This is a genomic window from Flavobacterium algoritolerans, assembly GCF_030010385.1.
In the GTDB taxonomy this organism is placed as follows: Bacteria; Bacteroidota; Bacteroidia; order Flavobacteriales; family Flavobacteriaceae; genus Flavobacterium; species Flavobacterium algoritolerans.
Genome location: NZ_JASCRZ010000002.1, coordinates 69,707 through 85,315, shown reverse-complemented (window position 1 = coordinate 85,315; position 15,609 = coordinate 69,707). Strand labels below are relative to the sequence as shown.

Here is a 15,609-nt window from a genome sequence, read left to right as displayed (position 1 = left end):
TTTTTTGCATGGGGCTTTATTGTTTTTGCCTTTTCACTACCAATGCACAAAATACACTACAAGAATATAAAAACATCTACCCTAATTATAATGAACTCGTTGTAAATGATGTTCAAAATTACAACATAACTATTGAAGATAAAAAGCTAAAAATCATTCAGGATAATCATTATGAATCTATCATTTTAACAGAGAATGGGATACAGAATAATAAAGAATCTTTTTCCTATTCAGAATTAATAAAATTAAAAAGTTATGATGCCTATTCTATTATCAATGAAAACGGAAAAGAAAGAAAAATTAAAGTTACTCAAACTACTGAAAAACAAGCTCAAGAAAGCTCCGTTTTTTATAATGATGTAAAGGAACGCGTACTTACTTTCCCAAATCTAGAAGCAGGATCTAAAAAAGTTTACGATTACCAAACAGAATTTATGGATCCCTACCTTTTACACAAATTTATTTTTGGTAACAATATCCCCATCCAAAATTCCAGTTTAGAAATTAAAACGGATAAAGAAATCACTATTGGCTACAAAATTTTCAATGACCCTAACAACAATATTATTTTTTCAAAAACAGAAAAAAAAGGAAAATGGATTTATAAATGGACTTTGAAAAATATAACACCATTAAAATTTGAAGATAATTCACCTGGGTTCTTATACATTGTACCCCATATCAATATCTACATCAAAGACTATACTGTAGACAATAAAGTAATTGAAGTATTAGGTAATGAAAACAAATTATTTGAGTATTATAAAGGTTTTGTAAAAAATTTAAACCAAAAAGAAAATGTTGATTTAAAAGCTTTGTCATTAGACCTCACAAAAAACCAAATAAATGATGCTGACAAAATTAAAAGCATTTTTTATTGGGTAAAAAACAACATTAAATACATTGCTTTTGAGAACGGTTACGAAGGTTTTATCCCTCGAGAAGCTAATTTTGTTTTCGAAAGAAAATTTGGAGACTGTAAGGACATGACGAGTATCATATCCAGTATGGCAAAATATGCTAACATTAAAAATGTGAATCTTGCATGGATTGGCACAAGAACAATTCCATATTCCTATGCAGAAATACCAACACCATCAGTAGACAATCATATGATAGCTGTTTTTAAGGATGGCGAAGATTATTTGTTTTTAGACGCAACAGACAAAGAAACCCGATATGGTATTCCTACGGCTTTTATCCAAGGAAAAGAAGCTATGCTAAATGAAAACGGAAGTTATAAAATTATATCTGTACCCGTTGTTGCTGCCGAAAAAAATGAAATCAAAGAAGTAGTCAAATTGGCTATTGAAAAAAATAAACTAATAGGTTCCGGAAAATTAGAACTTCAAGGATATAACCGAAGCCATACGTTGTCCAGAATAGGTGATGCATCAAATAAAACCCGATTTGAAATGATTAAAGAGATGGTTTTAAAAGGTAATAACAAATTCAACCTAAAAGAATATTCCGAAGAAAACCAAGAAGAAAGAGATAAACCCTATGTAATCAACTTCAATTTTGATTTAGATAATTATATTGTAAAAGTTGATAAAGAAATATACATTAATCTTTTTTTAGATAAGATTTATGACAAAATGACAATCGAGAAAGGTCGTGTTTCAAAATTTGAATTTGAATTTCTAACATGTTTCAATACGAAATATGAGTTAGAAATACCTCAAAATTGCAGTATAAAATACCTGCCAAAAAACTTTAGTTTAGATAATGAACTCCTAAAAGCCGACTTTATCTATGAGATAAAAAACAACACATTATTGTTAAACATTCAACTTAAACAAAAGAAAATCCTACTTGAAACCAGCGATTTCCAGCTTTGGAATGAAACCATCAAAAAACTAAAAAACAACTATACCGAAACTTTAATTTTATTAGAAAAATAATGAAACAAAACATCCTAAAAAGAATTTTTATTTTTGCAACAATACTAAATTGTAGCATGTTTTATGCCCAAGAACATGAATACACTTTCAAAAACTATGATTGGAATGAAAAAGCAAGTATTGAAATCCCAGAACAGTACAAAAATGAAAAAGAGGTAATTCTGGATCGTATTATGAAGATTGAAATAGCGGTAGCAGGCAAAAATGTCAAACAATATCGCTTATTACATGAAAAAATATTCATTAATTCTGATGATGCGATAGAACGAAATAATAAAATTTACATTCCGTTTGGCAAAAATGAAAATGTCATTGCCAATAAAGCGAGAGTTATCCTGAAAAATGGCAAAATTATTACTTTAGAAAAGAACGACATAAAAGAGGAAAATGATGAAGAGAAAGGAGTTAAATACAACTACTTTGCCATTAACGGGCTAGAAAAAGGAGCAGTTATAGAAAAGTTTTTTTTATTAGAGGAGACACCTGACCTAAATGGGAAAACTTACAAAATGCAAGACCAATATCCAATAGCAAACTTGAATTTTGAATTAATTTATCCAGAACATTTAATATTCAAAACAAAAAATTACAATGGATTAGCTGAGCCAATAATAGACAGCAAAAAATTTGAAAAAAAATCGGTACTTAGTATTTCTGAAAAAAACATAATTGCCTTAAATGACGATGAACAATATTCTAATTGGGATGTTAAGCTAAAATTATTCCGTTACAAACTAGATGGGAACACTTATAGCGGAGCAAATAATTTATACAATTTTAAAGAATTTGCAACCAATTTACACGAAAGGTTGAATCCTGCATTGGATAAAAAAGAAATAAAAACTATTGATGATTTCTGCAAGAGTATTGCCAAATCAAACGATATACAAGAACAGATTTGGAATATTGAAAACAAAATCAAAAAAACAATTGCTTATGGTAAATATATAGACCAAAAAACAACCCTATCTGATGTAATTGCATCTAAACAAGCAAGCGAAATTGATATTCTAAAACTTTACTTAGCAGTTTTTAAAAATTTTAAGATAGAAAATAACGTTGTTTTTACTTCTAACAGATATAAAATTCCATTTGATAAAGATTTTGAGAGTTATGAAAACCTGAGTGACCTTTTAATTTATTTCCCAACAATCAAAAAGTATTTAACTCCAACAGAAATTGAATATCGTATTCCTCTTATTCCTGTAAGACTAGCCAATAACAATGGTTTATTTCTAAAAGAAAAAATATTTTCGGGAGTAGCTATGGGAATTAGTGAAATCGGTTTTATCGAAATTCCAGGTACAGAAATCACTCATGATTTTATGGACATAATCATTGATTTCACTAAAGACATAGAGAATCCTAGTGTAAACAGTCGTATTGCTTTTGGCGGATATGCTGGTTTAAATTTTCAACCTATTAAAGATTTTGCTTCAGCTGAACAATACAAAACGATGTTGAAAAGCGTAGCTGAAAACTACACTGTAGAAACCGAATATCAAACCTTGACGACTGAAAATGACGGAACCGATTTTATAGGAAAAAAACCTTTTATAATGAATGTAACTTTCGAAGGAAAAGACCTTATTCAAAAAGCAGGTGAAAATTATTTATTCTCTGTGGGACAAACCATTGGAAGACAAATGGAATTTTACCAGGAAAACAAAAGGGTATTACCTGTAGAAATTGATTATCCTCATTATTATACTAGAACAATTAAGATTATACTCCCTAAAGGAGCGTCAGTCAAAAATCTAGATAAATTCGTTATGGATTTCAAAACTGATATAAATGGAAAAACAGAAGCTGCTTTCAACAGTAAATTTATTAAAGAAAATGAAGAAATAACAGTTGAAAACACAGAATTTTATAATATAATAAATTATCCTTTATCTACTTTTGAATCTTATAAAGCAGTAATTAATGCTGCTGCAGATTTCAATAAAATTGTTCTAATTGTGACTAAATAAAAAATAGAAGCCCAACAATTTGTTGGGCTTCTATTTTTATTAAACTATAGACTTAAGAAAAATATAAATCACAATTCATCACATATTGAAAATATTATACACAATAATCCGATCTTCATAATTGATATACAATTGCTTCCTATTATCCTGTTTTTTTCTGGTGATGATAGAAACCGTACAATCTAATCCTTCATTATCCTTACAGGTAAAAGAGTAAACAATATCAGTTTCATTCTCCTCGATAGGTTGATAATCTATGATTTCAAATAATTGAATGATTTGAGAATAGACTACTATTCTATTTTTATCGGTATCCAATGTGACTAAAATATTGACTAAATCTAGATCAGACCACTTCCCCCATTTCCCTTTTTCTGTTTTTTCTAAAACGCTAAAACCAGAAGTTTTAAACTTATAATTTTGACCAAAAGAATGCTGTAATCCCATTACTAAAAAAAGCAATACTATATATATTTTTGTCTTTGTCATTCCTAATAAATTAAAAATCAAAATTAACTATTTCTTTTCTGGCTGTTTCAAAATCGGCTATCATTTCCTGAATGATTGTTGCGGCTGGTTTTATATTGTGAATCAATCCTGCTATTTGTCCAATCTCTAATTCTCCTTCGATTAAATCGCCTTCAAACATACCACGTTTTGCCCTTGCTCTTCCCAGCAAATCTATTAATTCTTCTTTGGTTGGACATTTTTCATACAATTCCTGAACATCCTGATAAAATTTATTTTTAATCAATCGAACAGGAGCGAGTTCTTTCAAAGTCAGTTGTGTATCGCCCTCTTTAAGATTTATAATCGTTTCTTTAAAATTATCATGTGCCGATGATTCTAATGATGCTGCAAATCTACTTCCTACCTGAACTCCATCTGCTCCCAGTACCATCGTTGCTAGCATACCACGACCGGTTGCAATACCTCCAGCTGCAATTAAAGGGATAGTAATTTTTTCTTTCACCATCGGAATCAGCGTAAGCGTAGTAGTTTCTTCTCTACCATTATGTCCGCCGGCTTCGAAACCTTCGGCAACAACTGCATCAACACCTGCGTCTTGTGCTTTTAATGCAAAAACAGAACTGCTGACTACATGAACAACAGTTATGCCATTTTCTTTCAAATAAGAAGTCCACGTTTTTGGATTCCCTGCCGAAGTGAAAACAATTTTCACACCTTCATCAACGATGATTTTCATGATTTCTTCGATATTGGGATACAACATCGGGACGTTTACTCCAAAAGGTTTTGAAGTGGCCTTTTTACATTTTTGAATGTGTTCCCGTAAAACTTCAGGGTACATCGAGCCTGCTCCAATCAATCCTAAACCTCCGGCATTACTCACTGCACTTGCTAATTTATAACCACTATTCCAAATCATTCCTCCTTGAATAATTGGATATTTAATTTTAAAAAGTTCTGTGATTTTATTCATGTACTATTGCTGCTATAATTTTTTAATTATTTTTCCCGTTTTAGAAAAACCATCTGATTCCATTTTATAAAGATACACTCCTTCATTCAGAGATTTCAATGAAATAATAGATGCCTGTGGCGTTATTTCTTGTTCTAAAACTTTTTGTCCTAAAATGGAATAAATAAATACTGTACCCATATCAAATTTTGCAGGTAAAGAAACCGAAACGGTATCACTTGCTGGATTGGGATAAAGAATAAAATCATCTTTAGAAAAGGATTCTAAAGCCAACTGGTTATTTAAGGCCAATGCAAAATCAGGAATTCCAAATCCATATTGATTATTGGGAGTGGAAAATTTATCTGCTGATTTTAATACTAATTCCCTAATTTCCCGGTTTGTTTTTTGGGGAAATGCCTGCCATAAACAAGCAATCATTCCTGCCATTATAGGGCTTGAAAAAGATGTTCCATTAGCAGTCACGATATTTCCCGCAGCATCTGACACTATTGCCGCTTGACCTTGTGCCATGACTTCTGGTTTTATTCTTCCGTCAAATGAAGGTCCTACTGAACTGAACGAAGTTAATACTTCTGAAGAATTTACTGCACCAACAGCAATTACCGAAGCTGCATCTGCAGGAACAGCAATATGTGGATCTGATGTACCACCTGAATTACCGGCCGATGTCACTATAATCATACCTCTGCTAAATGCAATTTCAGCCCCACGGGATATGAATGCAGTTGTACCATTTATTTCACTATATGTATGACTATACGCATCATTATCGTAATCAAAATACCCCAAAGAAGTATTGATAATATCCACTCCTAAACTATCGGCTGTTTCTGCTGCTTCGACCCAAAGCGATTCTTCAACAGGATTTTCTGAGGTATCATCTTCGGTGATGAATAAATAATAAGATGCATCTGGTGCTGTTCCCACTAACGAATTTTCTTTGTAACCACCCATTGAAGAAAGTACCGAAGTCCCGTGTGAAACTCCAGTATAAAAATCAGGATTTCTTAATACAAAATTATAACCTCCTAAAATCTGGTTATTTGTTCTTAATCTTTGAAAAGGCTGAACGGTATTCACTCCCGGAAATCCAGCATCCAAAACCGCTATTATTTTACCGGAACCCGTATAATTTTGTTGGTGCAACTGATGCCCGTTAAGCATCTGGATTTGATTCGATGAAGAACCATAAGCATAGTCTATTTGGGTTTTCTTAGTTTTATTTACCCTCTTTATTTTTGACAGCTTCGCTATTTTTGCAGTTTGATTCAGTGTTTTATTTGCAAAATCAACTTTACTGACAAAAGAAAGCATTGCCAATCCATTTATATTTGATTGTGATCCACGTACATGGACCGCGTTCATCCATTTGGACTTTGCCATGACAGTAATTCCCGTTGCTGATTTCACTTGATCAATAAAGGATTCCTCAACTGGAATATCTTTAAAATCTAAAGCAATATTTTGATTGGTTCTTCTATCTAATGCTCTTTGGGTTAGCATTTCCAAAGGTGTATCTAAATAAAATTGGGAATTGGGTTTTGCATTAAAATATACCCAAGCATCTTGTTGGGAAAAAGCAGCTGAAGTAATCAGTAAAAAAAGAAATATGTAGGTTTTTTTCATAGTAACTTTATTTGTTTAGTCCTAAAAACTTCAACTATCGCTGGGATTGAATCATTATTATTGATTTTCAGGATGTTTTAATCCCAGAAAAACATTTGTTTTTAGAGCTTTTTATAAATAAAGTACTAAACTAAGAAATTACTCCCGAACCAACTAATTCTTCCCCTAAATACCAGGCCACAAATTGCCCTTCTGTTATTGCAGATTGTGGTTCGTCAAAGGCAACGTACATTCCGTTTTCAAATTGATGCAAGGTAGCACTCTGCAAAGGTTGTCTGTATCGGATTCTAGCCATTACTTGCATAGTTGCTCCATTGGCCAAAGACAAATCTTCACGAATCCAATGCACTTCATTTTTTTCTATAAATAAGGCGCTCTTGAATAATCCAGGATGTTGGCTGGTCAATCCAGTATAAATAGTATTGGTTTCCACATTAGTGGCAATAATAAACAACGGATCAGTTGTTCCTCCAACATTTAGTCCTTTACGTTGTCCAATGGTGAAATAATGAGCACCTTGATGTTTTCCCACTACTTTACCCATGTTTGGAGTGTACGGAATCTTTCGTGCATCAGACATCAAACTCTCTTCCAAAGCTAATTCAGTGTCTTTTTCAAAACTGTAAACAGGATCGTTTTTATCAATTTGAATTATAATTCCGTCTTTTGGTTGCAATTTTTGTTGTAAAAACTCCGGCAAACGTACTTTTCCAATAAAGCATAATCCTTGCGAATCTTTCTTTTCGGCAGTAATCAAATCCATTTGAGCCGCTATTTCACGAACTTCCGGTTTTGTCAATTCGCCAATAGGAAATAATGATTTTGCCAATTGCTCTTGAGATAATTGACACAAAAAATACGATTGATCTTTATTAGTATCAGCACCGGCTTTCAGTTGATAAACCGTTTTTCCGTTTACTTCGATTTCACTTTTTTGGCAATAATGTCCGGTAGCCACATAATCGGCACCAAGACTTAAAGCGATTTTCATGAAAACATCAAATTTTATTTCGCGGTTACAAAGCACATCAGGATTTGGAGTGCGTCCTTTTTCATATTCGTTGAACATATAGTCCACGATTTTCTCTTTGTATTCTTCACTCAAATCAACTGTTTGGAAAGGAATTCCTAACTTTTCAGCAACTAATAAAGCATCATTACTGTCTTCAAGCCACGGACATTCATTAGAAATAGTAACCGAATCATCATGCCAATTTTTCATAAAAAGACCTATGACTTCATACCCTTGTTGTTGCAATAAATAAGCAGCAACACTTGAATCTACACCTCCAGAAAGTCCTACAACAACACGCTTCATCTTCAAAAAATTATAATTTTACAAGGATGCAAAGTTACAAAAGATTTACAACAGTATTTGTTAACTATAAAGTTAATTATTTTTGGATTTTGTTGCATTCTCCGGAAAACTCATATTCGTTTCTTTTACTAATTTCCCTTTTTCAAAAAACTGCCAAATTCCGGATTTTTTACCATTTACGAACTGCCCTTTAGAAACTACATTACCATTTGTATCGCTAAAAATTGCTAAACCACTATAGATGTTATTCTTAAAAATTGACTCTTCCAATACAATTCCTTTTTCAGTATATTTTTTATAAAAACCGTTTTTCAAATTGTTTTTATAACTGATTTCTTCTGCTATCTTTCCACTGATATAAAAAACGGTTCGCAACCCTTCCAACTTTCCATTTACGTAATTTTCTGTAGTCATAATATTTTTTGAAGCTTGATGGTAGTACTTCCATTGTCCTTCAAATAATTTATTAACCACTTTACCCTCACTTACTTTATTCTTATTCTGGTCATAGAAAATGGTATACGCTGAATTGTCTTTTGCATTAAATTCCCTTGTGGCAATTATGGATTTAGCTTTGGTATCATCGTAAAAATTAAAAACTCCAATTTCTTTTCCGTGATCAAAAGTCCCTTCATATCTGGGTCTTTTTGATTCCTCATAAAACCCTTTCCATACTCCGTGCTTTTTCCCTTTATCATCTAGCTTATTGAAATCTGTTTGTGCATAAAAAGAGAACACATTCAAAAACATTAAAACTAACAGTCCTTTTTTACAAAATGTCTTCATAATTACTTTTTTATAATAACGAATTTGGATCGCTTAAATTATATGTAAATAAAAAAATCCCGAAATATATCGAGATTTTTTTATTTATTACTTTTTCTTTTGTTGTGCTTTTTGAGCTTCAGCTTGTTCCATAACTTCTTGCAGTTTTTTCTGGAATTTACCTTGTTTTTTCGGCTCTTTCAATTTATTTTCTTGAATTTGAGCATGAATCTTATCACTATCGATAAAGTATCTTTTGATGACAATCATAATCCCAATAGTAATTAGATTGGAAATAAAGTTATACAAACTCAATCCCGCACCATAACTATTAAAGAAAAACAACATCATGATTGGCGATACATAAATCATGATTTTCATCATCTTCGCCATATCCGGCATTCCTTCTTGTTGCGGAGCCGCCATTTGTTGGTCACCAGAAGTCATTTTCATATAGAAGAAAATAGCAATCGAAGCAAGCACTGGAAACAAACTGATGTGATTTCCGTAAAAAGGAATATAGAAAGGCAAACGTATTATTTCATCAAAAGAAGATAAATCATCTGCCCAAAGGAAGCTCTTTTGTCTTAATTCAAAAGCTGATGGAAAAAACTGAAACGAGGCATACATAAAAGGAAGCTGAATCAAGGCTGGAATACATCCTGCCATAGGATTTACTCCTGCTTTATTGTACAATTTCATAGTTTCCTGTTGTTTCTTCATTGGGTCTTTTTTGAATTTTTCTCCCAATTCTGTAATCTCAGGTCGCAATACTTTCATCTTGGCTTGTGACAAGAAAGATTTGAATGTAATAGGCGACATTGCTAATTTTATAATTATTGTAAAAATAATAATAGCAATTCCGTAAGCTATATAAGTACTTAAAAATCCGAATAATGGAATAAAAATAATTTTATTGATCCATCCGAAAATTCCCCAACCTAATGAGATGATTTTTTCTAAATTTTTATCATAATGACTTAAAGTCTTGTAATCTGTTGGACCAAAGTACCAACTCATTTTATGATCTAATTCTCCATTTTCAAAAGCTAATGGGATATTTGCTTTAAATTGTTTCGTAAAAGTGGTATCGATTTTATCATCTTTTACCAAATTATCAGACTTCACTTTAGCTGTTTCGAAAGGAGTTTTTGACAATAGTATCGTTGAGAAAAAGTGCTGTTTGAAAGCTACGAAAGTTGCTTTTTCAAGATCTGATTCTTCTGATTGACCTAAACCAGCGTAATCAACTTTTCCTTCTTTATGCTCAAAATAAATTTCAGTATAACGGTTTTCGTAAGATACACTTTTCTCATTTCTAAAGGTTTTCAAGTTCCATTCTAAATCCAACGGTTTAGCTGTATTTAAAACTTTGTTCAATCCTTGAGAACGAATATCAAAACCAATCATGTAATCGTTTGGTTTTAATATGTATTTGTATTCCAAGAATTCATTAGCTCCCGCTTTTAATTTCATGGACAACACTTGATCTGCTCCAACTTTTGTCAAAGTAGGCTCAAAATACAAGTCTTTAGAATTTAAAGTACGGTTATCGCTGGTTAGCAATTGTACATTTAAATTAGCATTATTGTCTTTTATCAATTCAACTAATTGCCCGGAACCTTTTTTGAATTTTTCAAACTTTTTCAAAGTAGCTTCAACAATAAATCCCCCTTTATTGGCAATTTTTAATTTAACCAATTCGTTTTCAATAGTTGTAAAACCAGCTGTAGCTGAAGGAAGCGTAGCAGAATAAGCAAAATTCCCTAATGTTTTTTGCAATTGGGCCAATTGTGTAGAATCTCCGGTTGCTGCAACGGCAATAGTAGCTTTTGCAACAGTTTTCGCCTCTAATTCTTTGGCTTTAGCCTGCTTAATTGCAAGCTCTTTTTGGGCTTTCTCAGCGGCAACCACTTTAGGATCTGGCTGATTTTGGTACATAATCCAAACCAAAATACCAAAAATTAATGCAAAACCTATAATCGAATTGAGATCAAATTTTTTTTGTTCCATTATAATTAAAAAAAGTTTAAAAGTTTAAAGTGTACCGTTTATTGGAACCAAATCATTTCCAGTTATTTTTTCTTTGCCTGAACCGCTGCTGCTACAAAATTCACAAAAATAGGATGCGGATTCGCTACCGTACTTTTGTATTCCGGATGGTATTGTACCCCAATGAAAAATGGATGATTTTCTATTTCTATAATCTCAACCAATCCTGTATCTGGATTCACACCCGAAGCAATTAGTCCTGCATTTTGCAATTGCGCTACATAATTACTGTTGTACTCATAACGGTGACGGTGACGTTCCGAAATAGTCTCTTTCCCGTAAATTTTATATGCCAATGAATCTTGTTTGATATCACATTTCCATGCACCAAGACGCATTGTTCCGCCTTTATCTGTAATCGTTTTTTGCTCTTCCATAAGGTTTACAACCGGATGGGAAGTATGCTCGTTCATTTCAGTAGAATTTGCATCAGCATATCCTACAATATTTCTTGAATATTCGATAATTGCCATCTGCATACCCAAACAAATTCCGAAAAACGGTACTTTATTTTCACGGGCATAACGAACAGCTTCGATTTTTCCTTCAATTCCTCTTTCTCCAAAACCAGGAGCAACAAGAATTCCGTCTAAACCGGCTAATTTCTCGTTTATGTTTGTTGCGTCAATGTGTTCTGAATGAATAGAAATCACATTTACTTTGGTTTCATTTGCTGCACCTGAGTGAATGAATGCTTCCAAAATAGATTTGTAACAATCTTGCATTTCAACATATTTACCAATCAAACCAATGTTTACAACATGCTTTGGATGCTTCAATCTGCGTAAAAAAGTATTCCAGTTTTTCAAATCCGGAGCCGCTTTTTTAGGTAAATCTAGTTTCTTTAATGCAACTACATCAAGTCCTTCTTCCAGCATTAAATTTGGCACTTCATAAATAGTCGAAGCATCAATAGACTGAATAACAGCTTCTCTTTTTACATTACAAAATAAGGCCAATTTATTTCTTAATTCTTCAGAAATTTCATGCTCTGTTCTACAAACTAAAATGTCCGCTTTAATACCGCTTTCCATCAAAGTTTTAACGGAATGCTGTGTTGGTTTAGTCTTTAATTCTCCTGCGGCAGCCAAATAAGGCACCAAAGTAAGATGAATCACAATTCCGTTGTGTTCCCCTAATTCCCAAACCAATTGACGAACGGATTCTATGTAAGGCAAAGATTCAATATCTCCTACCGTTCCACCAATCTCCGTAATTACAATATCATAATCACCTGATTTACCAAGCAATTGCATTCTATCTTTAATTTCATTGGTAATATGAGGTACAACTTGTACCGTTTTACCAAGAAATTCTCCTCTTCTTTCTTTTTCAATAACCGAAAGATAAATTCTTCCAGTAGTAACATTATTCGCCTGAGAAGTAGGAACATTCAAGAAACGCTCGTAATGTCCTAAATCTAAATCTGTTTCTGCTCCATCATCAGTAACATAACATTCCCCATGTTCATAAGGATTTAATGTTCCTGGATCTACATTAATATAAGGGTCAAACTTTTGGATAGTTGTACGATACCCTCTGGCTTGTAACAATTTTGCCAAAGATGCTGCTATGATTCCTTTCCCCAGAGAAGAAGTCACACCGCCAGTGACAAAAATATATTTCGTTTGATTCATTCTGTTGTTGTTTGTGTTGTAGTTGTGTAAAAAACTTGGCAAAAATACAATTATAAATTGAGAAAAAGCTAATTTGAAAATGAGATAATTTGGAAATTTAAGAATTGGTAAACGTTCTAATTTAAAATTCAGAACATTATTGAATTCATAAATTAAAGTGGTTTCGGGTATCTTTTTTTAATATTTCGTATCAATTCCTCTAATCCGTTCAATTTTAGTTCATAAATCAGTTGAAGCTGCTGCCCTAACTCGCCTTTCGGAAATCCTTTATTGCTGTACCAAACCACATAATATTCAGGCAAGTCAATAAGATACTTTCCTTCGTATTTACCAAAAGGCATTTTAGTATGAGCAAGTTTGATGAGTTGTTTTTGATTTTGATCCATTTTTTTAATAAAAAAGAAGCAAGAGATAAGAAACAAGAACTATTAATACTTCTTGTTTCTTACCTCTTGCTCCTCAAACCTCTTTATTTCCAGTTAAAAATAATACGCTTTTCGATTTCACTATTTAAACTCAGAAAAACAGGACAAGTCATGGCAACTCTTTCCAAAATAGTTTTATTCTTTTGATCCGCATCTCCATACATTTCAAAAGTAATTTCGATTGCACCAATGCGTCTTGGTTCGGCATTCATGATTTTAGTAACTTCAGCGGTGGAGCCTTTCAAATCAACTTCTAAATCACGTGCTTTTATCCCCATAACCGTCATCATACAACTTGCCAAAGCATTGGCTACGGTATCCGTTGGAGAAAAAGCCTCGCCTTTTCCATTATTGTCTACTGGAGCATCTGAAATAATTTCATTTCCTGATTGTAAATGAATGGAAGAGGTTCTTAAATCCCCTAAATATGTCACTTTTGATGTCATTAGTTTGCTTGTTTTATAGTTAAATCAGTGTCATAATACAAGATGTACACTCCTTTATTAATATAGCCACCATCTTCTTTTTTGTAAAATTCGAACTTATTATCTACTTGCTCCGTAGCTGTAGTTTCAATCGTTTCTTGATATTTCTTGTCTTGTGACAATCGCATCATGGTATCAAAAGTAATATCAAAACCTCGAGTTGCAAATGCACTAGGATAAATTTTGTTTTTCTTTTTAAATTCTTTTTCAAAAACTAAAGCTTCAGGAGATTCGTTTTCACGAGTAACAGAAGGATACATTAATTTCAATTTTGTTAAATTCACAAAACTAATCTCATCCGTGTCTAATGTTTCATTTGGTTCCAAAATAACCAATTGCACTTTATAAGCAGCCATAGCACCTAACATAGTCGCCATTGTTGATTTAATCATTCCAGTGTTTCCGGTTTCCATCACCACATAGTTTATTCTGTCTTTTACAAATAAACTTTTCAAATTTTCAGCAGATACACCACCATTTGCAGTAAGCGTTGAAAATTTTACATCTTTATGATTTTCTTTAATATACTGTATAACCGATTCTTTTTTCTTATCTACTACCGCTATAATATTCCCATTTTTTGCTCTCATGAAATCGAACATCGCATTTTTAACAGCTATGGCAGTAGGAATCGTTTGAAGCATATTGCTAAACGAATTACCTGTATCTTTTGATAAAGGAGAAATCACCGGCACTTGATTTGCATTTAATAGTTCAGCTGTTCTCTCCACATTATTTTGATAGAAAGGTCCAATGATAGCGTCTGAATTTTCCAGATTATTTTCTTTGATTATTCCAGCAACATTAGAGGTATTTTTAGTTTCTTGAGAATCAAACACACTCACATCTATAGCAAGTCCTAGTTGTTTAGCAGAATCAATCGCCACCAAAGCTCCTGCATAAAAATCCAAAGTCATGTTCAAGAATTTATCTTTTTTCAAGCGCATTGCAGTCGAATTGACCGTATCGCCTTCAATTTTTGAAATATTGAAAGGCAAAAGCAGCACTAATTTCTTTCTACCGTTACTTTTCTTTGAGATTACAGCGTATTCTTTTTTAGTTTCTTGTGGGATACTAATCGTTGCCGGAAATTTCAAAATCATACCTTCCACAACACCTTGACCTTGAGATAAAGCAGGATTAAGAGCAATTAATCCTTCCTGACTCATTCCTGCCATTTTTGACAAACTATAAAGTGTTTCTTTTGGTTTTACCGTATAATTCAAATAATTGACTGCAGTAGAAACTTTTTCGGGACTGGCTTTTACAATTTCTTTTTTAGCTTCAACCGTCGGTGCAGTTTTATCTACTTTTGGAGCATTTCCTTTGATAATTAATTTATACCCAACAGGCAAATTCGAAACTATATCAGGATTTTTTTTCTCTAATTCTTCAATGGTAATGCCATATTTCTTGGCAATAGAATATTTGGTTTCTTTTGGAAGAACATCATGATACACTACTTTTGTTTGCACTGGAGTAGTATTTTTTTGTCCAATGCCAGAAGGAATAGTAAGGGTTTGACCAATTTGTAATCCATCTTTTTCCAAAAAAGGATTTGCTTGTTTTAACGCTTCGTCAGAAACACCATATTTTTTTTCGATTCCATACAAAGTTTCTTTTGGTGCTACTTCATGGGTTACCGTTTTCGCAACTGACTTATTTTGAACCGCTACTTTTTGTTTTCCGTTGTTTTTTGGAATCAGCAAAACACTATTGGGTTTTAAACCACTTAGTGCATCTGGATTTAATTGGTAAATATCATACGGAGTAACGCTGTATTTTATTGCAATCTGACTGATTGTCTCTCCTTTCTCTACTTTGTGCGTAGTCGTTTTTTCTTGTGAAAAAACGCTGTAATTAAAAAACAAAACCGTTATACAAATCGCAAAAAAATATTTCATCATTTTTATTTATAAAATTATTCAATAATTAATAACGGAACGGTATCAAATTTTATTCCAAAAATCTGATACC

The 15,609-nt window shown here is 32.6% G+C and carries 12 protein-coding genes; 2 read left to right on the top strand and 10 right to left on the bottom strand.

Features of this window, described 5'->3' with window-relative positions:
* Nucleotides 1-8: 8 nt before the first annotated feature.
* Both QLS65_RS06000 and QLS65_RS05995 read left to right on the top strand, forming a co-directional pair.
* Complete coding sequence (locus tag QLS65_RS06000; protein ID WP_282715940.1) at nucleotides 9-1,904, top strand: DUF3857 domain-containing transglutaminase family protein; 1,896 nt, start codon at nucleotides 9-11, stop codon at nucleotides 1,902-1,904.
* Nucleotides 1,904-3,877: a DUF3857 domain-containing protein gene (locus tag QLS65_RS05995; protein WP_282715938.1), complete on the top strand. Its 1,974-nt coding sequence runs from the start codon at nucleotides 1,904-1,906 to the stop codon at nucleotides 3,875-3,877. Before QLS65_RS06000 ends, QLS65_RS05995 begins: the two co-directional genes overlap by 1 nt.
* A gap of 78 nt (nucleotides 3,878-3,955) precedes the next feature.
* Here QLS65_RS05995 and QLS65_RS05990 read toward each other — a convergent pair whose 3' ends face one another.
* The 10 genes from QLS65_RS05990 to QLS65_RS05945 form a co-directional block, all read right to left on the bottom strand.
* Nucleotides 3,956-4,366: a hypothetical protein gene (locus QLS65_RS05990; protein WP_282712335.1), complete on the bottom strand. Its 411-nt coding sequence runs from the start codon at nucleotides 4,364-4,366 to the stop codon at nucleotides 3,956-3,958.
* Nucleotides 4,367-4,376: 10 nt separating this feature from the next.
* Nucleotides 4,377-5,321 (bottom strand): NAD(P)H-dependent flavin oxidoreductase, encoded by a 945-nt coding sequence (locus tag QLS65_RS05985; RefSeq protein ID WP_282712333.1) that lies wholly within the window; start codon nucleotides 5,319-5,321, stop codon nucleotides 4,377-4,379.
* A gap of 12 nt (nucleotides 5,322-5,333) precedes the next feature.
* Complete coding sequence (locus tag QLS65_RS05980) at nucleotides 5,334-6,950, bottom strand: S8 family peptidase (protein ID WP_282712331.1); 1,617 nt, start codon at nucleotides 6,948-6,950, stop codon at nucleotides 5,334-5,336.
* Nucleotides 6,951-7,080: 130 nt separating this feature from the next.
* Nucleotides 7,081-8,268 carry a tRNA 2-thiouridine(34) synthase MnmA gene (mnmA, locus tag QLS65_RS05975; RefSeq protein ID WP_282715935.1) on the bottom strand — a complete coding sequence of 396 codons (1,188 nt, stop codon included), beginning with the start codon at nucleotides 8,266-8,268 and terminating at the stop codon, nucleotides 7,081-7,083.
* A gap of 72 nt (nucleotides 8,269-8,340) precedes the next feature.
* A complete protein-coding gene (locus QLS65_RS05970; RefSeq protein WP_282712329.1) occupies nucleotides 8,341-9,054 on the bottom strand; it encodes a toxin-antitoxin system YwqK family antitoxin in 714 nt (237 codons plus the stop codon).
* A gap of 87 nt (nucleotides 9,055-9,141) precedes the next feature.
* On the bottom strand, nucleotides 9,142-11,046 hold the full coding sequence (gene yidC / locus QLS65_RS05965) for a membrane protein insertase YidC (RefSeq protein WP_282715933.1): 1,905 nt from the start codon (nucleotides 11,044-11,046) through the stop codon (nucleotides 9,142-9,144).
* Nucleotides 11,047-11,108: 62 nt separating this feature from the next.
* Nucleotides 11,109-12,722: a CTP synthase gene (gene pyrG, locus QLS65_RS05960; protein ID WP_121342579.1), complete on the bottom strand. Its 1,614-nt coding sequence runs from the start codon at nucleotides 12,720-12,722 to the stop codon at nucleotides 11,109-11,111.
* A 152-nt stretch (nucleotides 12,723-12,874) separates the two neighbouring features.
* Complete coding sequence (locus tag QLS65_RS05955; protein ID WP_099714715.1) at nucleotides 12,875-13,108, bottom strand: DUF3820 family protein; 234 nt, start codon at nucleotides 13,106-13,108, stop codon at nucleotides 12,875-12,877.
* A gap of 83 nt (nucleotides 13,109-13,191) precedes the next feature.
* Nucleotides 13,192-13,593, bottom strand: coding sequence for an OsmC family protein (locus QLS65_RS05950; protein WP_282712326.1), 402 nt, complete (start codon nucleotides 13,591-13,593; stop codon nucleotides 13,192-13,194).
* The gene (locus QLS65_RS05945) at nucleotides 13,593-15,539 is read right to left on the bottom strand and encodes a LysM peptidoglycan-binding domain-containing protein (RefSeq protein ID WP_282715931.1); all 1,947 of its coding nucleotides are present in this window, start codon (nucleotides 15,537-15,539) and stop codon (nucleotides 13,593-13,595) included. The genes QLS65_RS05950 and QLS65_RS05945 overlap by 1 nt, the downstream gene beginning before the upstream one ends.
* Nucleotides 15,540-15,609 lie beyond the last annotated feature (70 nt).